This is a genomic window from Vibrio antiquarius (assembly GCF_000024825.1).
GTDB classification, from domain to species: domain Bacteria; phylum Pseudomonadota; class Gammaproteobacteria; order Enterobacterales; family Vibrionaceae; genus Vibrio; species Vibrio diabolicus.
The window spans coordinates 2637356-2660199 of the sequence record NC_013456.1; the positions used below are offsets into that span (position 1 = coordinate 2637356).

Sequence of the window (22844 nt, forward strand, 5' to 3'; positions counted from 1 at the left end):
AATTAGCCCTCCGAAAACGCAGTATCAGTCACAAAACGATCCACGAGCAAACCATCTTGCATGTGCATTTGACGATCCATTTTCGCTGCCAGCTCTTTGTCATGCGTGACAACCAAAAATGCAATGTTTGACTCTTTATTGAGCTCGCGCATCAAATCATAGATAGACAGTGCCGTATTGTGATCTAAGTTCCCCGTAGGTTCATCGGCCAAGACCAGATCAGGTTTATTCACCAATGCACGCGCAATCGCAACACGCTGACGCTCACCGCCCGATAACTCGGAGGGTCTATGTTGCATCCGATGACTCAAACCAACTTTATCTAACAACGCTTTAGCCGCCTGTTTTGCATCCGCTACTTTAGCGCCGCCAATCATCAGTGGCATCGCCACGTTTTCAAGCGCAGTAAAATCAGCTAACAAGTGATGGAACTGGTATACAAAACCAAGGTGCTTGTTGCGTAAAGCCGCCTGTTTATTCGAACTTAAAGCCGATAGGTTTTGCCCTAGAAAATCAACTTCACCATGAGTTGCGTCATCTAACGCCCCTAAAATATGCAATAAGGTACTTTTTCCAGAACCAGAAGAGCCAACAATAGAAACCAGCTCCCCTTTATCGATATCGAAACTTACGCCTTTCAACACTTCCGTATCTAACGAACCCTCTCGGTAGACTTTACGAATATCACGACATTCTAATAGCTTATTCATAGCGAAGTGCCTCAGCAGGTTTAACAGAAGATGCTCGATAAGAAGGATAAAGCGTAGCAGCGAGGCTAAGAGCAATCGCCAACACCACCACTAAAAGAATTTGCAGTGAATCAATCAAAATAGGTAGATGGCCACCGAAACTGAATAGCGCCACACCGGCAGATTCAAGAATCGCATTCAGGTTAAGTGACAAGATCACTCCCGCAGCGCCACCGACAATCGCGCCAATTACACCGCTGCTCGCCCCTTGTACCATGAAAATGGCCATCACTTGAGATTGAGTCATGCCTTGAGTTTTCAATATTGCGACTTCTGATTGTTTCTCCATCACCACCATGATTAAGGCGGAGATAATATTGAATGCAGCAACGCCCACTATCAGACCTAGCATGAGTCCCATCATGTTCTTTTCCATTTTCACCGCTTGGAAAAGCTCACCACGCTGCTCGCGCCAATCACTCCATTGCCACCCGTCAGGCATGGGTTGATCAGCAAAATCCGTCACCATAAATGGGTCAGAGAAAAAGACACGCCAACCAGAAACCGTGTCTTTAGGGAAACGCATCAGCTTAGATGCATCCGTCATGTTCACAATCATTAATTGACCATCAACGTCCGATCCCGTATTGAAAATACCAGCGACAGTAAAATTGCGCTGGCTAGGAATACGGCCAAGTGGGGTAAACTGAGTCGCGTTGGTCACCATTAAGCGCACTTTATCCCCCATTGATACCTTTAGCGAGCGCGCCAAGCTATGACCTAAAAAGACGTTGTAATCGCCCGCTTGAAGTGACGATAATCGCCCAGCAATCAAATGGTTGCTAATCGGATCGCCTTTCTTTGGTTCAATGCCAATGAGATAACCTGCCGTCAGTTGCGCAGAACTCTGAATTACGGCCTCTCCACGAACGATAGGCTCCGGTTCAGATTCACTCGACATCGCTTGAACAAATGGAGGGGCAGACTCGGTCAACGGCGTTTTTCCATCGTGTTGTGAAACAACAGCGTGAGGCAGCACACCTAAAATGCGCTCTTTTAACTGCGATTCGAACCCATTCATCACAGAAAGAACCGTCACCAACGCCATTACACCGATCGTAATACCCGCCGTCGACATATAAGAAACAAATCGGCTGAACCTATCCCCAGAGCGTCCCCGAAGATATCTCAAACCAATAAATAATGAGATAGGATGATACATATAAGACAAACCAACTGGTTGTTTTGATATAAAGCTTTAGCAGATTATCTTACCTTACTCTTCTCATTAAGAAGACAAGAGAATCGCTAAATTTGTCAACGACATGCAATAAGTCTGTATTTAGGGCAAAAAGTTCAAGGACAAATCAGGTAAACTTGATAACTTCATTCAGTTAGCGATAATCAGTGCCCTACTTCTCTTTGTTTGTTGAGTGAACAGGGAGCGCTCGCTGGCAAAAGGACCGACTATATGACAGAGCAAGAATACTTTACCGTCCATCATAATCTCACTATCAACGTCGAAACGTTGAGTGCGGATTTTGCTTTGCCAGATGAAGAAACCTTTGTCTCCGAAATTCCAGCACCGTTTATTGTTGCCAGCGAATTTAGCCATCTAGATATGTTGGCAGACAATGCACGTCTAGAGCTAAAAAACAAAGATTTAAAGCATGTGATTAACTTGCTTGATACGCAAAACGCGAAACTTAACCTCTTGTTGAGCTTTATGCTTTCACAACAAGATGACGCCTCCATTCGATATCAAACCACGAAGTTTGGCGCCAGCCAACTCAGTTACCGTTCAGATACAGCGCTATCTGCCCAACAACTCGTTCGTGTTAAACTGTTTCTCGATCATCCTGCTGCAGCGATTTACGGTTACGCTCAAGTAGAAGAATGTGATGCTTCAGAGCAAGATTTCATTATCACTCTTAGATATAAGATGCTACGTGAATCTGACCAAGATTTGCTGATAAAGGCGGCACTATATCAACAACAAAAACTTTTACGTCAGCGCTCGATGGAGCGAGATAAAAAATAACTCCTATGACAAAAGCAACGATTCTTTCCGTCACCAATCCTTCTGAGCGTGGCGACAAAAAACAGCTAGGTAATTTACCGGGCGCGGCTCTACCTCTAGCTATTGCTGAGCTAGCCAAGCAGCATTCGAGTCACTCGCTACTCATCGTGCCTGACCCGCAAATCGCTTTAAAGCTTCAAGCGGAGATTGAACAATTCACCGACCAAACAGTAAGCCTGTTCCCTGATTGGGAAACGCTGCCTTACGATAACTTTTCTCCGCATCAAGAAATCATCTCTGAACGTATCGCGCGCCTATACCAACTGCCAAGCCAACGTAATGGCATAACCATCGTCCCGGTCAGTACAGTATTGCAACGCCAATCGCCACGTGATTTTCTGTTGCAACACACTTTAATGGTGAAAACTGGTGATCGACTCTCGCTTGAGAAACTACGTGTACAACTTGAAAATTCGGGCTACCGCCACGTAGACCAAGTATTTGGGCCAGGTGAATACGCGAGCCGTGGGTCGATTCTGGATCTCTTTCCTATGGGCAGCGATGACCCGTATCGCATCGACTTCTTTGATGATGAAATAGATACCATTCGCACGTTTGATCCAGAGAACCAACGCTCTATCGACGATATTCAGCAAATCCAATTGCTGCCTGCGCATGAGTTCCCAACCACTAAAGAAGCGATTGAGGATTTTCGTACACGTTGGCGCACCCAATTTGAAGCACGCCGAGAGCCAGAGTCGATCTACATGCAAGTGACCAAAGGCACTTGGCCCCCGGGTATTGAGTATTGGCAACCGCTGTTTTTTGACCATACCGAGACTTTATTTGAATATTTGCCAGAAGACTCTCAAGTCATCACATATGGTGATATTGAATCTGCGGTCGATACTTTCTTAACCGATGTCGAATATCGGTACGACCAGAAAAAAGTTGATCCACTACGTCCTCTTTTGACTCCTGAACAACTTTGGCTGAAAAAAGACGAACTCTTCAGCCAACTAAAACAGCTCCCTATGGCTCAATTGAGCCTAGAGAAAGTGGTTAAGCGTGCTGGTCGTCAAAACCTACCAGTACAATCGTTAGCCGAGCTTGGCGTTCAGCAACAAAATAAAGAACCGCTTTCGCGTCTTCGTCAATTCAGTGAGCAATTCAGCGGCAAAATTGTTTTCTCGGTAGAGTCAGAAGGTCGTCGTGAAGCACTAACGGAACTGTTGCAAGGCATCAAAGTTCGCCCAGTCGTACATGGCTCACTTTACCAAGCTCTAGATTCGGGTGACCGCTTCAGTTTGATCTTAGGCGCTGCAGAGCATGGTTTCATTCACGAAGAGCTGAACTTCGCTCTGATCTGTGAAAGTGATCTACTTGGTGACCGCGTTATCCAGCGACGCCGCAAAGATAAAAAAGCAGTCAACAGTGACACCGTTATTCGCCACCTTGCGGAACTAAAACCCGGTCAACCCGTGGTTCATATTGATCACGGTATTGGCCGCTACATCGGTTTACAAACACTTGAAGCCGGTGGCATGAAAACGGAATACGTCACCCTTGAGTATCAAAACGATGCCAAGCTCTACGTACCAGTTTCATCACTAAACCTTATTAGCCGTTATTCAGGCGGTGCTGAAGAAAGTGCACCACTGCATAAATTGGGTGGCGAGGCTTGGGCAAAAGCACGTCGTAAAGCGGCAGAAAAAGTGCGTGATGTCGCGGCCGAGTTGCTGGATGTTTACGCTAAACGAGAATTAAAACCAGGCTTCAAATTTGAGCTAGATCGTGGGCAATACGCAACGTTTAAAGCAACGTTCCCATTTGAAGAAACGGATGACCAAGCGATGGCCATCAATGCCGTCTTGTCAGACATGTGCCAAGCAAAAGCGATGGATCGCCTAGTGTGTGGTGACGTGGGCTTTGGTAAAACAGAAGTCGCTATGCGCGCAGCATTTGTCGCAACGGATAACAGTAAACAGGTCGCCGTTCTCGTACCGACAACTCTGCTTGCTCAGCAGCATTTCGAAAACTTCCGTGACCGTTTTGCCAACTTACCAATCCGAGTTGAAGTACTGTCTCGTTTTAAATCGGCCAAAGAACAAAAAGTCATTTTGCAAGACGTTGCAGATGGTAAAGTCGATATTGTCGTTGGTACGCATAAGCTGCTTTCGAGCGACATTAAATTCAAAGATTTAGGTTTGTTGATCGTTGATGAGGAACACCGCTTCGGAGTTCGTCAAAAAGAAAAAGTCAAAGCAATGCGTGCGGATGTGGATATTCTTACCCTCACCGCAACACCAATTCCACGTACACTGAATATGGCAATGAGTGGCATGCGCGATCTGTCGATCATCGCGACACCTCCAGCGCGTCGTTTAGCCATCAAAACCTTTGTTCGTCAAAGAGAAGAATCTGTGGTCCGTGAGGCGGTACTGCGTGAAATCATGCGTGGTGGTCAGGTTTACTTCCTGCACAATCAGGTAGAGACTATCGAGAAAACCGCGGAAGACTTGCAAAAGCTTATTCCTGAAGCACGAATTACCGTGGCACATGGTCAAATGCGTGAGCGCGAACTAGAGCGCATCATGAATGATTTCTACCACCAGCGCTTTAATGTGTTGGTGTGTACAACTATTATCGAGACCGGTATCGACGTACCAACGGCGAATACCATTATTATGGATCGTGCAGACAACCTTGGTTTAGCGCAACTGCACCAATTGCGTGGCCGTGTTGGACGCTCTCATCATCAAGCCTATGCTTACTTATTAACGCCACATCCAAAAGCCATGACCAAAGATGCTATCAAGCGTCTTGATGCGATTGCTTCACTGGAAGACTTAGGCGCAGGCTTTACTCTAGCAACTCACGACTTGGAAATCCGTGGGGCTGGTGAGCTGCTTGGTGACGAGCAAAGTGGGCAAATTCAATCGGTTGGTTTTACACTGTACATGGAAATGCTGGAACAAGCAGTCCAAGCATTGAAAGAAGGTAAAGAACCTTCTTTGGACGAGCTGCTTCGAGAACAAACTGAAGTTGAAATGCGAATCCCAGCGCTCTTGCCAGACGATTACATCCCGGATGTGAATACACGACTGTCGATGTACAAACGTATTGCGAGCGTTACGAGTGGTGAAGAACTCTCAGAGCTCAAAGTGGAACTTATCGATCGATTTGGACTGCTTCCAGACGCGACGAAGAACTTACTTGCTGTCTCAGAATTGAAAATTTCGGCTGGTAGCCTAAAAGCGAAAAAGATAGAAGCCCATGATAAGGGTGGATTTATCGAGTTTTACCCTGATGCTGACATAAATCCAGCGTATTTGGTTAAACTGCTGCAATCACAGCCGCAAAAATTTGCAATGGAAGGTCCAACTAAGTTCAAGTTTAGCGTACCATTGGTGGACCGACGTAAACGCATTCAGTTTGTTCAAGACTTACTGAATGATTTTAAACAGAATTTATTACCAACGAGCTAATAGTCGAATGAGAATACTGATCCCGTTATTGCTTCTATGTGTCTCAATGCCTTCTTGGGCACAGCGTCAATTTGATATTGAAGTGATCATTTTCAAGCGAGCAGTCGACGCTGAAAGCACCACTGAATCTTGGCCGAATCAACTGCCAAAAATCGATATGGAAAATGTCGGCAGCTTAGAGAGTGAATCATACCGTCGCTCTAAAGGCGTAACACTACTGCCACGCTCATCTTTCCGCCTGAATGCGCAAGAAGCAGCATTAAACAACCACGCTGGGTTTAAAGTGCTTAAACACGTAGCATGGCGTCAAGGTGACCGAGGTAAATCTAGCGCCCCAATTTTCCGTATTGTTGGTGGACGAGATTTCTCTGATTCTTATCATGCAGATGGTAGTCCAATCAATGGCAGTACTCAGACATTTTCCACTGACGGTTACAGTGAAGAGACAGTCAGCGGCCCTTTGTATGAACTAGACGGTCGATTCCAAATTTACGTGCAGCATTATCTATTCGCTGAAACGACACTAGACCTGCGCGAGCCAAGTGTTAGAGAAGTGCGTTTTGAACCAACTTCAACCGAGCAATTGGCGGATGATTTAGGTGAGGTCGATGGTAATGTTCAAGTGGGTAACTTGGCGGAAATCTCCCCTACAATAACAGAAGAAAAGTTCCTCAAGAGCTACCGAATGGATCAAAAACGCCGTATGCGTAGTAGTGAGACTCATTACCTAGACAACCCATTGATGGGCATGATCATTCAAGTTCGTCGCGTTCGATAAGCACGAGTGATTCAACAAAGCGCAGCATTTGCTGCGCTTTGTTTTTATCTGTTATGTCCTCAGTTATTCCTAACCAACGCAGAGCAAGGAAAATAACTGCGTTACAGTATGAAATAGACAGTTTTCAAATTACTTACACTCAACATGGAAGTCGTATCAGTTCATGAGTCCAGATTTTGAAATCATTGCGCCCCGCTTAGCGCTCAAGCTCATCCCTTCTGAAGAAGCTCACTTACTACAACGTTTGCTTGCAGAATCCCCTTCCCTACACCAGTGGCTAGATTGGTGTAATCAAAACATTACGTTGAAAGATGCACAGGACTTCCTGTTGGCAACCCGACTTAACTGGGTAAAAACAGAAGCTTTCGGTTTCGGTATCTATGAGCGACAAAGTAACACTCTAGTAGGAATGGCCGCCGTAAACGAGTTATATCACACGTTTAATATGGCAAGTATTGGCTACTGGGTTGCTGACCGCTATCAACGACAGGGCTATGCTCAAGAAGCCGTTAGAGCCTTGGCTGAATTCTGCTTTGCAAAGCTGAGTTTAACTCGACTGGAAATTGTCTGTGACCCCGACAACGAAGCAAGCCAAACCTTAATTGAGTCAGTCGGTGCACAAAAAGAAACCATCGCCAGAAATCGGTTTATTTTTCATGGTAAGCCTAAGGATGGCGTTGTGTACTCACTTTTACCGGCAGATCTAATATAAATAAAAAGCCACCGACTTGCGGTGGCTTTTTATATTTCGAAGATACAGCATCCGCGCAATCCGCGTAGATGTGAATTTGGCGTCTTAGTGAAGCTTAAGGTTTGGACGCAGTACTCGGTTGATACGGCCCACGAGCATCATCAGTCCGGTTTTAAATACGCCGTGCAACGCCATCAGGTGCATTCGATATAACGAGATATAAACGACACGTGCAATACGGCCTTCTACCATCATCGACCCTTTGGTTAGGTTGCCCATCAAGCTACCAACGGTAGAGAAACGGCTTAGAGACACCAATGAGCCGTGATCTTTATACACATAGTCTTTCAGCTCGCGTCCGTTGATCTTCGCAACGATGTTGCTGAATGCTTGGCTTGCCATTTGGTGCGCAGCTTGCGCACGTGGTGGAACAAACGAACCATCAGCCTGAGTACATTGTGCTAAGTCACCAATAACGAAAATGTCATCATCACGCGTCGTTTGTAGTGTATTTTTCACTACCAGTTGGTTGATACGGTTCGTTTCTAAACCAGCGATATCTTTAATAAAATCTGGTGCTTTAATACCCGCAGCCCAAACCATGATTTGTGCCGGGATCTTCTCACCATCTTTCGTGGTGAGGCCATCTTTTTCAGCTTTAGTCACCATGGTTGCCGTGCGTACATTTACGCCCAACTTCACCAGCTCCTGATGAGCAGCAGCCGAAATACGTGGAGGAAGCGCAGGTAGAATACGCTCACCCGCTTCAATCAGGTTGACGTTCAGCTTGCTAGAGTCAAGATCGCCAAAGCCGTAAGTACGCAGCTCTTTAACGGCATTGTGTAGTTCTGCAGATAGCTCAACGCCAGTTGCACCAGCACCAACAATCGCTATATCCACCGTACCATTACCGTTTTTCGCGTGCAGTTTTAGGAACTCATTGTTCATTTCTGTGCGGAAACGGTGCGCTTGTTCTGGACTGTCTAGGAAAATACAGTTCTCACGAACGCCAGGAGTGTTGAAGTCGTTTGATGTTGAACCAATCGCCATGACCAGAATGTCGTATTCTAGCTCGCGGCTTGGCATCAGAAGCTCACCATGCTCATCTTTAAGCTCACTTAAGATGATCACTTTACGTTCGCGGTCGATGTCTTGAAGGCTACCCATTTGGAAGTCGAAGCTGTGGTTTTTTGCATGAGCTCGATAACTCAGAGCATCCACCCCTTCGTCCAAAGAGCCAGTTGCAACTTCATGCAATAATGGCTTCCACAAGTGGCTCGCTTTACGATCTACTAGCGTAATTTGCGCACGGTTCTTGCGACCTAGAGTTCGGCCAAGCTTAGTTGCCAACTCAAGACCACCAGCACCGCCGCCTACAACGATAATGCGTGTCACAATGATTTTCCTCTACAAAAATGAATATATGGGGTTCAGCTCGACATATGGCTCACAGGCATGCTGTGCCATACATCCAACCGATGAATTCTTGGTTCTTAGAGGTGTCTCAATTTATTTGGATTAAAAACTGCTGCCTAATTTTATTCTTTATCTATCAATAACTTGTTAGGAATCAGCATATTTGTCTGGTACGCATACGACGCCAGAGATTTTTGGGCAAGTTTATTACTCGCTCTCAATTTTTTTTGATATTTATCAAATTATTTTAGTCTGGTTCATTATATAGAGACGTACTTTGAAGGCAACCAAAATCCGTGTGACGAGTACGGATTGACTACTTTTCGACTACTCTACAACAAGGTATTCGTGCTACATAGGATGGAAGTAAGAAAACGGTAAGGAGAACACAATATTCTAAGCGCTAAACCAAGAAAATGAGGCCTTTAAAGAGAAAGTGACTCGGCCTACTCACAAGAGGGGGTCGCAGCAAAGCAGCCGATAAAAAATGCCGCTTTACTGTTCACACTCAAACACTCTTAAGTATTTTTAAATGCCTTCATCGCTTGTAAATGGTGAGAGATCTTTTTGAACTTGTGGGACTGCGTTTCGTCCCAAATGATTTGATAGTATTTTTCTAACTCAGCTGCAGTTTTCGCATTGTCATGCACTTCATCATCTTTGGATAAAATCACCAAGCAGTGCGCCTGATTTTTCGCTCGAAACTGATCAACACATTTTGTTGCGATATCTTCGTACTCTTCTGGGCGATCGATTCGACCAGCCATCGTTTTTTCTGGGTGCAAGTTCGGGTTAAACATCACTTGTTTGATACCGCATAGAAAACCAATTCGTTCAGACCAATAACCACCTAAACCAACCCCACAGATTAACGGGTTTGGATCATCCGATTGATCGATAACTTTAGACACCTCTTTTAACAAGTGTTGCATGTCGTGCTTTGGGTGAAGGGTGCTGTAATTGATAAAACGAACGTCGTCGTCGATGAATTGCAGTTGAAGAACTTTTTCGTGGTTACCCGGGCTTGTACTGTCAAAGCCGTGTAAGTAAATAATCATGTGTACCTCTCCCTGTGTGTATCTGGTACTTTTATTAAAACTACCACTATTTCCTTACTGTTAAAGGGGAAAATATCACGAGTTCTCAAAACAGTGATCTTCCATACACAATGAGCCTTTCAACTCATGCGCACTGTTTAAGTATTGTTCATCTCCCCACAATTTATAGGCCAGTAGATACCAAAGCATCGCCATCACTAGGGTTCTTGGCTGCCACGCCTGTACACCACTTAACCAAAGAGACGTATCGTCGATACCTCGAATTTGGCAATACTGTTTCACTGCCTCTTCCACAGGCGCATCCGCGACTTGAATAGTCAAGGTCAAATCAAGCCTAGGGTCAGCAATACCAGCATACTCCCAATCAATGACTTTCACTCCACTATCTCCCCGAACGAGGTTGTAACACCCCAGGTCAAAGTGACAAAGAGCTAGTGGAACCGGCGCTACACTCGGTTCCGTGCGCCACTTCATGTATAGAGCCTCAAATTCCGTATCCGCATACTGACCATCAAGCTCAAGCCAATAATGATCGATGCGAGAAATATAAGAAAATGGAACCAAAGGGAGCGCGCTGATCGGGTGCTGATGAATGGTCGCCGCAATGGATAATAAATCTCTTACTGGTAGCCCTACATCCGAAAGTGCTTGCCCTTCGATCCATTCCACCAGTAAACCTTGCTCGTGGATAAACACTGGCTTAGGACCAATTTCTAATGAAGAGATAGCATTCAGAACTTGATATTCATTGTGGCGAGAAATTGAAAAAGCCTTGCAAACATTACTGGTCGGTCGCCAGATGTATACAAGGCCTTGAGAGGATTCCAACCGCCAACAACGGTTGGTTAGCCCCCCGGTAACGGTTTGAACTTTTACCGGAGGCTCAGTAAAGAAGCCATCGAGAGCATTAAGACTCGGATCTAACTGTTTTGCTTGTTGCCAAGAAAACCATGCCATTGATGACTTCTCCATCAGTATCGATTAAAGACCGAATAAGCTCTTCGATTGCGCTTTACGAATTTCCGTTTCATCCGCCCACTCAATCAAGCCTGTTTCTAGGTCCATTAGGCGCATGGTCATCTTGTAGTATACATCTTTATCGCTACCTGCATTTTTGACGATGCTAGATAGGTTACCGTAAAGCATGTATTGCGCACCCACCATTTTACCAAATTGGATCGCTGTGCTTTGGTTAACCAGCTCATCCGTGTTTTGGAAGTTAAGCTGTTCACGCACAGACTCAACACGATCCATATCAACAAAGCGGAACTTACCAGAGTTCAGCATCTTAGTAGAAATAGTGTCGGTAATGGATTCAGTGTCAATGTGTTCACTGGTCTTGTTCTTAATTCGCTCAACAAAAACGATAGGACGTTGATCACGAGTAATTGCTGCTACAGAACCCGACATCATCATGCTATCAACCATTTCAGCCGCGATTTTTTGTAAATCTGTTGAGCCAAAATCGATAGTTGTGGTTTCTGTTGCTTGCGCATCGCCGTAAGAGACTTTGTTAGAACAGCCACCCAAAATGACGGCAAGACCTAAAAGAGCAATAATACTTTTTTTCATGAGAGTTCCTTAGTTTTTCAATACCAGCGCATCGTTAGCGCGGCAGCTTCGGCAAAGCCGTTAAGATTAATTGTCTTGTGCTTCTCTAATTTGAACACGGAATTTGGTGCCATTTGGATTCACAGTAACTTCAGATAACGTGACTTGCTCAAACCCTCGCACAATCATTTTGCGCCATGGGCCAGGCTTGGTATTCACTTCTAAACCATTATTGTCATACCAATAGAAGCGGTAAAGAATGTGCTGGTCACCTTTATAGTTACTGCTTAGTTGCACCACTCCACGTGGACGATCATCAACGTAAGTGGTGGTGATGTTGTCAACTAATAAGCGACTACCCAAAACGTTATCATTAAAAAATACTTTTTGCGTTTGACCATCAATTCGAATACCAGCCGTGTTTTCGGCGCATCCAACTAAACCAATAGCCATTGCTAAACAAATAAGCCATGCTTTCATTACAGTCTCCCTAGCTGTTTATGCCACACGGTTGAGTGTGTTCCCTGACGAGATACCCATACCAATGTAGTCTGCTGTGCAGGCACTTCAAACTGATAGGTTTGATCACCCAAGTTTAAACTTTGTGTTCCCGGTTTCACGACTTTTGATGCCGTTTTCACTTGCGCTGGTAATGTTTGCCAACTTCTCGTATCCGGCTGCTCGGTCAATGTGTTCCATACATTGAAAAGTATGTTACCCACATCATCGCCTTTTTTCGCCGCCTCTTTTCGGATTCGATCTTTTGCCCAAACGCGAAGAGCTTGACGGATCACCATTGTAGTCAGACGTTCATTAAGATCGTTTTGTGCCATCGCATTAACATCAGTCAGCGTGCTAGAAGGCAATACCTGACCATTTAAAACCACATCGCTAAAACGTTGAGCACCCCGATTCGGATAATAAGGAAGCGCCAACGAATAAATGGCCCCATTATCGCGACTGTCGTAAATCGGTAGATCAATACGCCAACCTTTCAAAGCCTCCACAACGCCTTGTTCATCAATAACGATGACTCGACCTTGAGACTGAGTTAACCCAGAAGGTGCTTTACCATACCGTTTCTCTAGCATGTGTAAGTCTTCACGCATGCCTAGTTTCTTAGCGGCGTACAACGTGCTTTCAACAACTTGTTTGTTGTCTGGCATCACAGCGAGTGCTCGTCGGTAATCAACATAAGCACTGTTTAAATCTCGTGACGCTTCATATAACAAGCCAGAAAGATAGAACAAATAGCCGTTTTGTACTGCGCTTAGTTTTTTACCAGCATCAGGGTAGCTCGCCAACACACTGCCTAAATTGGCAGACATGCCTTGCTTTTTCAGGTCTTTTTCTGCTGCTTTTAGTTCTTTTTCACGCGCCTTTCTGGCCGCTTCCTGAACTTGATTGGCTCGACGCACTTCAACAAGCGCCCCTTCCAAATCATTTTTCTGTAAATAGTTTAGCCCGAGATAAAGGTGCAGAAAGCCAAGTTCATAATCGGCGGGATGATAATCTTGGAGATTGTCGTTCACTGCGAGAGAGCCGACGCTCGTTGCCGTTTCTGACACAGAAATAGTCGCGCGATCTTGCTGAACACGAACGGCACGATCACCATTTTCCAGCGCTTTCAAACTTGTCGGGTAATCTTCAGCAAGAAAAGAAATACGGCCCTTTTCAAAGTTGCCAAGTATCTCGCCACCCACTTCGCTCGATTGAAGTTGTTTCGCTTTCGCATATTCCCCTGCAACAACGGCTTGATAAACTTCTTGATTCTGGTTGCTGTAGTGACTAAACAGGTTGCCCGCAGACAAATTCGCGCAGCCAGAGGCCATTAAAGCCCAGCTCATCAGCCCTAACAGCTTTACACCTAGTTTCACATTTATCTCCACAAATGTGTCATTCGACAGGAAAAAGAAGTGGGTGAACTGCGCCACCCACTTTTTAAAGCTTAGCTCAATACCATTGGACCTAGAGGACGACCGCCTAATAGGTGCATGTGAATATGGTAAACCTCTTGGCCACCGTGCGGGTTACAATTAACGATCAGGCGATAGCCGTCTTCCGCAATGCCTTCCTCTTTCGCCAGTTTTTTAGCAACAGTGAACAAACGCCCCATCATTGCTTCATCTTCAGCTTCAACATCATTCGTTGTTGGGATCAATTTATTCGGAATAATGAGAATATGGCTCGGTGTGCGCGGGTTAATATCGCGAAACGCAGTCACCAACTCATCTTGATAAAGAATATCGGCAGGGATTTCCTTACGAATAATTTTACTAAAGATCGTTTCTTCCGCCATGAGGACTCCATTTTATAAAGGTAATTAGACCCCAATTAGTATGCGCCAACCAAAAGCGGAGCTCAATAAAAACAGTGTTCACTTAACATTATTAATCAAACGCTAATTAACGAAGCTTTTTTTGTCGTGTGCGTCATAAAATGCGCGTCACAAACTCAATACAATCCAATGAATTTTGTTACTTTTTTAAGACAATTATTATTTTTATACCCAAGTAAGCTCAAAATTCTTGGGTAGCTTGTCTATTTTGGGAGAGGAAGCTCACTTATGCGAGGTTCAGTTATTAAAAGGATGTATGCGGGCTTTGCTCTGATCATCATCCTATTTGCCGTCACAATTGCCATTATGATGGGAGGAATGAGTGATATTCACGGGAAGTTTGGCACCGTGTCTAAATCATCCCTACCACTGGTATCGTTATCTAACCAAACCAGTGTTGAACTGCTTTCTGCCGACAAATCGTTTAAAGATTTTCTGACGACAGAGAATAAACAACGCATGGATGAAATGCGTCAGGAATTTGCTAGATCTCAACAACGTTTCGAATCCACTTTGGCTCAACTGGAAACTGCAAGCCAAATCTACCCTTCTCTTGCCGAACCGTTTTCACAATTAAAAACGTTAGAGCAGAGCTATTTTACTGAAGCTCTTGAAGCCATGGACAACTACGAAGCGATGTTCGCTGCGCAAGAAAAAGTGCAAAAATCGTCACGTCGCTTCCAAAAGCTGAATACCGAATTGTCGGTCGGACTTAAAGAATATGTGGCAGATCAAACCAGCATTTCTGTCAAAGTCATGGCGAAGAGTTACTTCATTAAGCTAAAAGATGCCGAAGTTATAACCTCTGATGCCCTCGCCAGCTCTGATCCTGAGTTTGTTACGCAAGCCGTGACCAAAAACCGCAAAGCAGTGACTCATTTGAACTATGCTTTCCGTGGTTTAGTTACTCAATTACCTGAACTAAAAACAGCATTTGGTGAGTCGGTAGAACAATTCACACGCGACGTGGGAATGCGTGGAGGGGTCTTAGACCAGCACAATAATTACCTCAATGCTCGTGCAGCGCTATACAACAACATCGCCAACCTAGCGAATAAAGTTGATTCAACCATGGCGATTCTTGAGCAATTTACGACAACCGCAACGGATAAACTTAATGAATCGTTAGCAGACGCTGGTGACATTTATTCTGCGGGTGTGACGAAAGCCATCATCATTGGCGTTGTTGTCGTGCTACTTGCCACAGCGATTGGCTACCACATCGCGCATAGCGTTCGCGAACCATTGACTCGTATTCTAAAAGTGCTTGAAAGCCTGACTGAAGGTGACATGACAGAACGTATCGATATTCGCTATAACAACGAGTTCAGCCGAGTGAGTGGACACATTAACTCACTAGCCGACAGTCTTCACGAGATCTTAGTGAAACTCAACGAAGCGTCAGAGAACCTATCTTCGACCGCAGCAACAAACGAAAGCACGTCTTCGCAAGCGCAAAGCAAATTAAGCTCACAACGCGAGCAAACAGCAAACGTTGCGACCGCAATGACGGAAATGTCTCACTCAGTGCAAGAAGTCGCTCAAAGTGCACAAGGCTCACTAGAAATGGTGCAGCGTGTCGAATCTGCCTCTGAAGAAGGCAGAAATGTCATGAGCAGCAATATCTCGACCATAAATCAACTGGAAACGCGTTTGAACGAATCCGTTTCCGCTGTCTCTGAACTGCAAAAAATGAGTGGTCAAATTGGTTCTATCCTCGATGTGATTCGCAACATTGCTGAACAAACTAACCTACTGGCATTGAATGCAGCAATTGAAGCGGCTCGCGCTGGCGAACAAGGTCGCGGCTTTGCGGTAGTGGCCGATGAGGTGCGTGTGCTTGCATCCAGAACCACTCAGTCCACCACTGAAATTGAATCGATGATCAGTAATCTGCAATCCAGCTCTCAGTCAGCAAATCAAGTAATACAAAGCTGTATGAGCGATATGGAGATGTCTGTTGAGCAAGCATCAAAAGCGAACAGCTCAATGGAAGAGATTCAAGCGCTAATCATCGAAATCAGCCAAATGAGTACGCATATTTCGCAAGCGGCAGCAGAGCAAAGTGAAACCTCAGCAGACATTGCACGCAGTATTGAAGATATCAATAGTATCGCCGATGAAAGCTTCCAAGCTATGTCGAGCATCGCACAGACCAGTGAATCCCTGACTCACTTGGCTCATCAGCAGAATGAATTGGTTCACCGCTTTAAGTTATAAATAATTTATAAATTTGAGCATTAATTAGTGCAATCAACTGTATAAGGGCGACTTTTTGTTAAGTCGCCCTTGTTTTTTATCAGCCATGTCTACATATGATTAATATGGCCAGCTCATCCCCTTGCACATCTCTTTTCGAGCGGCCTCATAAAAAGGAAAATCTATGGCTGTTCATGTTGGTATTATCGACCAAGACCCAGTGAGATTGGTCACTCCTCTATTAGATAATCGTACGCTAAGCACACATATCGTCTTCATCGGAGACAAGAGCCAGTTAGATATATTTGACCGACTGAGTGCCGTTTTAGAGCAACGAGACATTACTTCCGAATTTTTTGAAATCCCATCCGCCGTCAATACTTCGCTGATCAAACAAGCGATTCAAAAACTGGCAAAAGATCTCCATGAGCGCGGCGAAGATGTGAAATTGAACGCCAGTTGCGGTCTTCGTCATCGCTTATTGTCTGTGTACGAGGTTTTCCGTACCTATCGCTGGCCAATTTTTGTGGTTGAGCCAAGTAGCGATAAGCTTTGCTGGTTATACCCAGATGGCAAAGAAGATACTCAGGTCGAAGACCACATTACGATTGCTGACTACCTCACTATCTTCGGCGCACGCGGCGAGTTCCACCACGTTGATTTACCTCCTCTTCTTGATAAAAAACTGTATGAACTTGGTGAACGCTGGGCCTCAAATGCGCTTGAACTTGGTCCAGGCTTAGCGACTCTTAACTACCTTGCAACCACATGCCGCAAAGAGCAAAAACTTGATGTGGAGCTTTCTGAAAAGCAACAAGGCTACCGTGAGCTCAACATGCTGCTTTCGGACTTAGTGGAAGCGCAAATCGCCACTTATGAGAATGGTGTTCTAACGTTTGCAGATGAAGATGCACGCCGCTTTTCAAACGGTGAATGGTTAGAGACTCTGGTACACAGCACGGTCAAGCAAATTCAAGATACGATGCCGACGATTCAAGATCGCTCTTTGAATGTTCAGGTTTATCGCAAACTTGGTGAAAGTGAAGTACGCAATGAGTTGGATGTTGCAACAGTGGTAAACAACAAGCTCCACATCATTGAGTGTAAAACCAAAGGCATGCGAGATGACGGCGATGACACCTTGTACAAGCTAGAATCCCTCAGAGATCTGCTAGGTGGTTTACAAGCACGTGCAATGCTGGTGAGCTTCCGACCGCTTCGTCACAATGACATTACTCGTGCAGAAGATTTGGGGCTAGCTCTGATTGGCCCTGATGAGCTTAAAGACTTAAGAACGCACCTAACAGCTTGGTTTAAAGACGCAGGTGGCTCGGACGAGATCTAGTATCAGTGATAAAAGCTAGAATTCAAAATGATCAAAAGCAGCGTTACAGGCTGCTTTTTTCATACCTAATTTTTAAGTGTGGGCTTAGATAGGTAGAAAAAAACCAGAGGCGTGCCTCTGGTTTTTCCGTTTGTTTAAAATGCCAATTATCGCGGCTTACAGCATTTTACGCGCTGCTTCTACTACCACCTTAATTGAACGAGCTTCCGTCTCTTTCAGAGTTGAATGATCTGGAATCTCTTTTTGTGTACGGTTGATGATTACACCCGCCACACAACCTGCTTTTAGACCAGAGCTCGCACACATTGTTAGCAATGTTGCAGACTCCATCTCAAAGTTAAGTACGCCCATGTCTTGCCATTCTTGCATAGAACCTTGGAAACGCTTCACAACGCGACCAGAGAACGTGTCGTAGCGCTCTTGACCTGGGTAGAACGTATCACTTGAAGCTGTCACACCCATGTGAACCGCAGCGCCAGACTCTTCTACTGCCGCTTTCATTGCAGTTGCTACTTCAAAGTCAGCAACTGCTGGGAATTCCATTGGCGCAAAGTGCAGGCTCGCACCGTCAAGGCGAACTGACCCCGTCGTTACGATCATGTCACCTACGTTTACATGCGGTTGAATTGCGCCAGTTGTACCAACACGTAGGAAAGTACGAACACCAAGCTGCGCGAGTTCCTCAACTGCGATAGAGGTAGAAGGGCCACCAATACCTGTAGAACAAACCACAACAGGTTTACCGTCTAATTCGGCACGGTATAGCGTGTATTCACGGTGACTTGCTAGAAATACTGGGTTTTCCATTTGTTCTGCGATTTTTTGAACGCGCGCTGGATCACCAGGAATGATGGCTAGAGTCGCACCATTAAGATCAGCTTCAGTAACACCTAAATGAAATACAGCTTGAGACATAAGTCGCTCCTTATTGTGGCTTATTTTATGAACAATAAGCTCATTAATCAGTTGTTGGGTACAAATGCACTGTAGCGAACCTTTTACCAACATAGAGTGATCACAATCACAATGAGAAAATGTAATGAAACTATAATTTCACCCAAAACAAGCAATGATCACACTTTTGTAGAGTTTGGCTCATTTTGTTGCATAGCGATGCGTGATTTCAAAAACAAACTAAAACATCTTATTAGATTTCATCGATACGGTTAAAAAAGCCCGAGACATGAATGCCTCGGGCTTTTTATTAGCTAGTTAGGTAGGTCACTTGGTCTGCTTGGACTCAAAACGGAGCAATCTCAACGCATTTAACGTAACCAGTGCAGTTGCGCCGCTGTCGGCTAATACTGCCACCCATAGACCCGTAATGCCCAATAAACTTGTAACCAAGAAAACGCCTTTCAAACCAAGCGCTAACGCAACATTCTGACGAATATTGCTTAACGTCGCACGCGATAGTTCTATCATGGCAGGTAACTCAATCAGACGATTGTGCGTTAATGCCGCGTCGGCCGTTTCCAGAGCAACATCCGTACCGCCTCCCATCGCAATACCGATACTCGAAGCTTTCATCGCTGGCGCATCATTAATACCGTCTCCCACCATTGCAACGGTGTGTTGCTGTGATAGTTTCTCGACGTAATGCACTTTATCTGCTGGTAATAAGCTTGCTTTATAATCCAAGCCTATTCTGGTCACCATTGCTTCAGCACTTCTCGGGTTGTCACCGGTTAGCATCACCGACGTTATCCCAAGCTCCTTCAACGTAGCGATAGCTTCTTGGGCATCTGGGCGCAATGTATCTTGCCATGCGATCACGCCAATGACCTCGTAATCGTAACGCACAATAACAACCGTTTTACCTTGTTGTTCCAACGTCACCACTCGCTCTTCGGTTTCTTGAGAAAGTGGGAAATCGGCCTTAGAAGGCGTGACTACTTGGACTATTTTCCCATCGACGTAACCTGTGACACCAGAGCCCACTTGCGCGGTTTTATCTAGCGCTTCAGGAATAGTAAGCCCCTGCTGTTGCACTTTATTAACTAAAGAAACCGCGAGAGGATGGCTTGAGCCAACTTCGATTGAGGCTGTCAGGCTAAGTAACTTGTCTTCATCTACATCAAAAGCAAAGACGTCGGTCACCTGCGGCTTACCTTGCGTCAATGTACCGGTTTTATCAAATGCGACGGACTCCACCTTACCAAGCAACTCAAGCGCCGCACCACCTTTGATTAATGCCCCCCGCTTCGCCGCAGCCGCCAAGCCAGAAGTAATCGCTGCAGGCGTTGAAATAACCAACGCACACGGACAGGCGATCAGTAACAGGGCAAGTCCTCGATAAATCCACGTTTCCCATGGTTGAGCAAACAACAGTGGTGGCGTGACGATAACCATCAAGGACACCAACATCATCAGCGGCGTATACCAACGGCTGAATTTATCCAGAAAACGTTCTAATGGTGCCTTACGAGATTCTGCTTCTTCAATCAAATGGAGAATTCGGTCAATCGCATTCTCGCCTTGACGAGAAGTCACCTGTAAACGAACGACTTTATCGACAACCACAGCCCCGGCCATCACTTTGCCACCCGTTTGGTGCTCAACGGGAACGGATTCTCCCGTTAACGCGCTTTCGTCAAAACTTGCAAGCGCATCTTGCAACACACCATCCGCAGGTAAACGACCACCGGGGGCAACTTCTATAATATCCCCTGGCTTAAGCTGAGCTGCAGGCACCTCTTTACGCTCACCATCAATAATTAAAATTGAATTTTCTGGAACTAAGTCCATTAGCGCTTGGACACCACTTCGAGCTCGGGATGATGCATATGCTTCTAACTTTTCACCAATAAGGAAAAGCAATAACACCATTGCCGCTTCAGCGGTTTCACCTAAATATAAAGCGCCGAGCGCTGCCACACTCATTAACGTTTCAATCGCAAAAGGCGTACCGCTACGCGCCAACTTGAACGCTTTAAGCGCAATTGGGTATAAACCCAGTAAACAGGTCAACGTGAATAACCAAGTACTTATTTGAGGGTCGATCTTAGAAATTATTGCCGCGACAACCATCGCACTAGCAATAGAGAGAATTTGAATGTTGTCTTTTACTACCCCACGCCAGCCCTTCGTTGCAGTATTTGGTTTTGGAGCATCGAGTGAAGAAAGCGGAAAACCTGTTTGTTGGGCTGTATGCTCTATCGTAGAGGTCAGCTCGCGATCGTCAAAATCGACAACCAGTTTTTCTGTTGCAAATAAGACTTTTGCTTGGTTAACACCTTCCAAAGACGTAATAGCCTTCTCAAGCTTTTGCGCACATGAAGGGCAATCCATACCTGACACAAGCCACGAGTTTCGAATTGAGGAATCACTCTCCCTTGAGGGCTCTTCTTCCTCACCAGGGTCGGCGCTACAACTCCCTCCGCTGCAACATGAACTTTCGGACACTTCTACGCCAGCTTGAGAAATGTTGAGTGAAGATTTTACTGGTGCGCAGCACGACTCGCTCGCGCCAAGCGGCACCGCAGTTTTGATTTTGCTGGATTGGCAACCTTGATGTTTCGTACACATAATTTATTTTCCTTATTGGTGTAGGCTCTTTGCCTATGACTAAGGATAAACCTTAGAGCTAGCTCCAAGGTCAAGGTGATTTTTTAAAAACTCATCGATTGAAAATAAAAAAAGACGCCGAAGCGTCTTTCCAAATGACTTATTTAAAATCAAGCACCTATGATATTTGTTCAGAAAGGTTAAACTGGATGCTTAAAACACTCATTTAAAGTCATCCCGATGGCGCGCAGCACATCTCGCCTAGTGATAACGCCAACCAATTTACCTTTGCCGTCAACCACTGGATACATTTTTGGCTTACCAATCTTCATCATGTCAGCCAACTCAATCACTGACATGTCTGGAGAAACAGATAAAACATCGTCATGCATACACTCTTGAACGGTATGCGTATCTTGGCAGTGATAACTCGCTTTCACCAATTTATCTAACAAGTCTTGCTCTGATAAGAATCCAACTACCTTTTCATTCTCATCAATGACGGGTCCACCTAATGTGACGCTTTGCATGACTTTATTCAAAGCAGCCGAAAGTGACATATCTTTAGTGAAGGTCACCGCTTGCAACGTCATGTAATCTTTTACTTTTAATGAATGCATTCTTATCTCCTTAAGGGCATTTTATTGCGGCCTTTAGATAAGTGTCGCCTAATTTCCTGAATTTACTAAATGGAAATGAGTAATTTTATTTATAGGTGCAGCCTATTGATCTGAATAAAAATTAAGTCATCCTCGGCATTCACTGTTGTTTAATTGAGTACAACTTGCAAATGGGCTCATTTTTGACAGGTGGTAAATACAACAAAGCCAGTCAAATTGACTGGCTTCATTGGCGCATAGTTACATTAACAATGATGTCGACGCATATTGTCTAAAATAATACCGGTTGCCATTGCGACATTCAGCGACTCAGCACCACCAAATGCCGGAATCGTGATCTTATTTGTCACGAGCTTCGCAGCTTCTTCACGTACGCCGTGGGACTCGCTGCCCATCAACAAAATACCTTCAGCAGCGAATTCCGTTTTATGAACGCTCTCCCCTTCCAGAAACGCGCCATAAACTGGCAAGTTGGCTTCTTCTAAGTAACTTGGCAAATCCACCAGACTCACTTGTACGCGGCCAAAGCTGCCCATGGTCGCGCTGATCGTCTTAGGATTATACGGATCAGCACAATCTGTACTCGCAATAATGTGCTTGATGCCATACCAGTCTGCGACACGAATAATCGTTCCTAGATTACCTGGGTCAGATACGCCATCTAGCGCAATCATCAAGCCTTTTGCTTGAGGCACTTTTACACTCGGGATTTCAACCACTGCAATGGCCGCGTTATTGCTCACGAGAGTGCTCGCTTTGGTCAGGTCGTCAAGCGATGCTTCAATGCAATCAAAACCACTTAGCGCACTAGCGTTTTGTTCGAGAAATGCCTCGGTTGCGAAGACATGCTTCACCTTTAATGAACTGCTTGCCAGCTCTAAAACGTTCTTTTCACCCTGAACTAGGAATAAGCCATGCGCTTTACGCTGTTTCTTTTGACCTAAAGCACGAAGCAGTTTTAATTGGTTTTTTGAAATCATTAAAGTATCCCAGGTGAAAATGGTTATTCGGCGAATGTACTCGAAACAATCTTCACGACAGTTCGGTATCAAGCGCGTGAGATTATAAATTATACCTAAATAACCTCAAGAAACTTGATTCATCAGAAGACTTTGAAGAGCAAACGCAGTAAAAGAGGGTTCAA

The 22844-nt window shown here is 45.0% G+C and carries 19 protein-coding genes; 6 read left to right on the top strand and 13 right to left on the bottom strand.

Annotated elements, in window-relative coordinates:
- Nucleotides 1-2: 2 nt before the first annotated feature.
- Nucleotides 3-710 (bottom strand): lipoprotein-releasing ABC transporter ATP-binding protein LolD, encoded by a 708-nt coding sequence (gene lolD, locus VEA_RS12195; protein ID WP_006742152.1) that lies wholly within the window; start codon nt 708-710, stop codon nt 3-5.
- Entirely contained in the window at nt 703-1911 is a 1209-nt protein-coding gene (lolC, locus tag VEA_RS12200; protein ID WP_006742153.1) for a lipoprotein-releasing ABC transporter permease subunit LolC, read from the bottom strand. Before lolC ends, lolD begins: the two co-directional genes overlap by 8 nt.
- 249 nt (nt 1912-2160) lie before the next feature.
- Between lolC and VEA_RS12205 the strand changes: the two genes are divergently transcribed.
- From VEA_RS12205 to VEA_RS12220, 4 genes are all read left to right on the top strand, one after another.
- Nucleotides 2161-2730, top strand: coding sequence for a hypothetical protein (locus VEA_RS12205; RefSeq protein WP_006742154.1), 570 nt, complete (start codon nt 2161-2163; stop codon nt 2728-2730).
- A gap of 5 nt (nt 2731-2735) precedes the next feature.
- Nucleotides 2736-6197, top strand: a complete 3462-nt coding sequence (mfd, locus tag VEA_RS12210; RefSeq protein WP_006742155.1) for a transcription-repair coupling factor — start codon at nt 2736-2738, stop codon at nt 6195-6197.
- 7 nt (nt 6198-6204) lie between these two features.
- On the top strand, nt 6205-6975 hold the full coding sequence (locus tag VEA_RS12215; RefSeq protein WP_006742156.1) for a peptidoglycan binding protein CsiV: 771 nt from the start codon (nt 6205-6207) through the stop codon (nt 6973-6975).
- 163 nt (nt 6976-7138) lie between these two features.
- Complete coding sequence (locus VEA_RS12220; RefSeq protein ID WP_012842002.1) at nt 7139-7687, top strand: GNAT family N-acetyltransferase; 549 nt, start codon at nt 7139-7141, stop codon at nt 7685-7687.
- Between the two features lie 84 nt (nt 7688-7771).
- Here the strand turns inward: VEA_RS12220 and VEA_RS12225 are convergent, their stop codons facing one another.
- The 7 genes from VEA_RS12225 to hinT all read right to left on the bottom strand — a co-directional run bounded on the left by VEA_RS12225 (nt 7772) and on the right by hinT (nt 13990).
- A complete protein-coding gene (locus VEA_RS12225; RefSeq protein WP_006742157.1) occupies nt 7772-9061 on the bottom strand; it encodes an NAD(P)/FAD-dependent oxidoreductase in 1290 nt (429 codons plus the stop codon).
- A gap of 539 nt (nt 9062-9600) precedes the next feature.
- Nucleotides 9601-10140 (bottom strand): alpha/beta hydrolase YcfP, encoded by a 540-nt coding sequence (ycfP, locus tag VEA_RS12230; protein ID WP_012842003.1) that lies wholly within the window; start codon nt 10138-10140, stop codon nt 9601-9603.
- Nucleotides 10141-10215: 75 nt separating this feature from the next.
- Nucleotides 10216-11097, bottom strand: a complete 882-nt coding sequence (gene thiK / locus VEA_RS12235; protein ID WP_012842004.1) for a thiamine kinase — start codon at nt 11095-11097, stop codon at nt 10216-10218.
- A 24-nt stretch (nt 11098-11121) separates the two neighbouring features.
- Entirely contained in the window at nt 11122-11712 is a 591-nt protein-coding gene (lpoB, locus tag VEA_RS12240) for a penicillin-binding protein activator LpoB (RefSeq protein ID WP_005378467.1), read from the bottom strand.
- A gap of 66 nt (nt 11713-11778) precedes the next feature.
- Nucleotides 11779-12171: a YcfL family putative periplasmic lipoprotein gene (locus VEA_RS12245; RefSeq protein ID WP_005390620.1), complete on the bottom strand. Its 393-nt coding sequence runs from the start codon at nt 12169-12171 to the stop codon at nt 11779-11781.
- Nucleotides 12171-13568, bottom strand: a complete 1398-nt coding sequence (locus VEA_RS12250) for a COG3014 family protein (RefSeq protein WP_012842005.1) — start codon at nt 13566-13568, stop codon at nt 12171-12173. The genes VEA_RS12245 and VEA_RS12250 overlap by 1 nt, the downstream gene beginning before the upstream one ends.
- A 71-nt stretch (nt 13569-13639) precedes the next feature.
- Nucleotides 13640-13990, bottom strand: coding sequence for a purine nucleoside phosphoramidase (gene hinT / locus VEA_RS12255; RefSeq protein WP_005390611.1), 351 nt, complete (start codon nt 13988-13990; stop codon nt 13640-13642).
- 267 nt (nt 13991-14257) lie between these two features.
- On the opposite strand from hinT, the gene VEA_RS12260 reads away from it, so the two are divergent.
- Together VEA_RS12260 and VEA_RS12265 are read left to right on the top strand one after the other, a co-directional pair.
- The gene (locus VEA_RS12260) at nt 14258-16249 is read left to right on the top strand and encodes a methyl-accepting chemotaxis protein (RefSeq protein WP_006742161.1); all 1992 of its coding nucleotides are present in this window, start codon (nt 14258-14260) and stop codon (nt 16247-16249) included.
- 163 nt (nt 16250-16412) lie between these two features.
- The gene (locus tag VEA_RS12265) at nt 16413-17573 is read left to right on the top strand and encodes a DUF1887 family protein (protein ID WP_005390608.1); all 1161 of its coding nucleotides are present in this window, start codon (nt 16413-16415) and stop codon (nt 17571-17573) included.
- 156 nt (nt 17574-17729) lie between these two features.
- Here VEA_RS12265 and udp read toward each other — a convergent pair whose 3' ends face one another.
- From udp to VEA_RS12285, 4 genes are all read right to left on the bottom strand, one after another.
- Nucleotides 17730-18488, bottom strand: coding sequence for a uridine phosphorylase (gene udp / locus VEA_RS12270; protein ID WP_012842006.1), 759 nt, complete (start codon nt 18486-18488; stop codon nt 17730-17732).
- Between the two features lie 306 nt (nt 18489-18794).
- Complete coding sequence (locus tag VEA_RS12275) at nt 18795-21101, bottom strand: zinc/cadmium/mercury/lead-transporting ATPase (protein WP_006742163.1); 2307 nt, start codon at nt 21099-21101, stop codon at nt 18795-18797.
- A 179-nt stretch (nt 21102-21280) separates the two neighbouring features.
- Complete coding sequence (locus VEA_RS12280) at nt 21281-21700, bottom strand: CBS domain-containing protein (protein ID WP_005390603.1); 420 nt, start codon at nt 21698-21700, stop codon at nt 21281-21283.
- Nucleotides 21701-21945: 245 nt separating this feature from the next.
- Nucleotides 21946-22680, bottom strand: coding sequence for an RNA methyltransferase (locus VEA_RS12285; RefSeq protein WP_005390601.1), 735 nt, complete (start codon nt 22678-22680; stop codon nt 21946-21948).
- Nucleotides 22681-22844 lie beyond the last annotated feature (164 nt).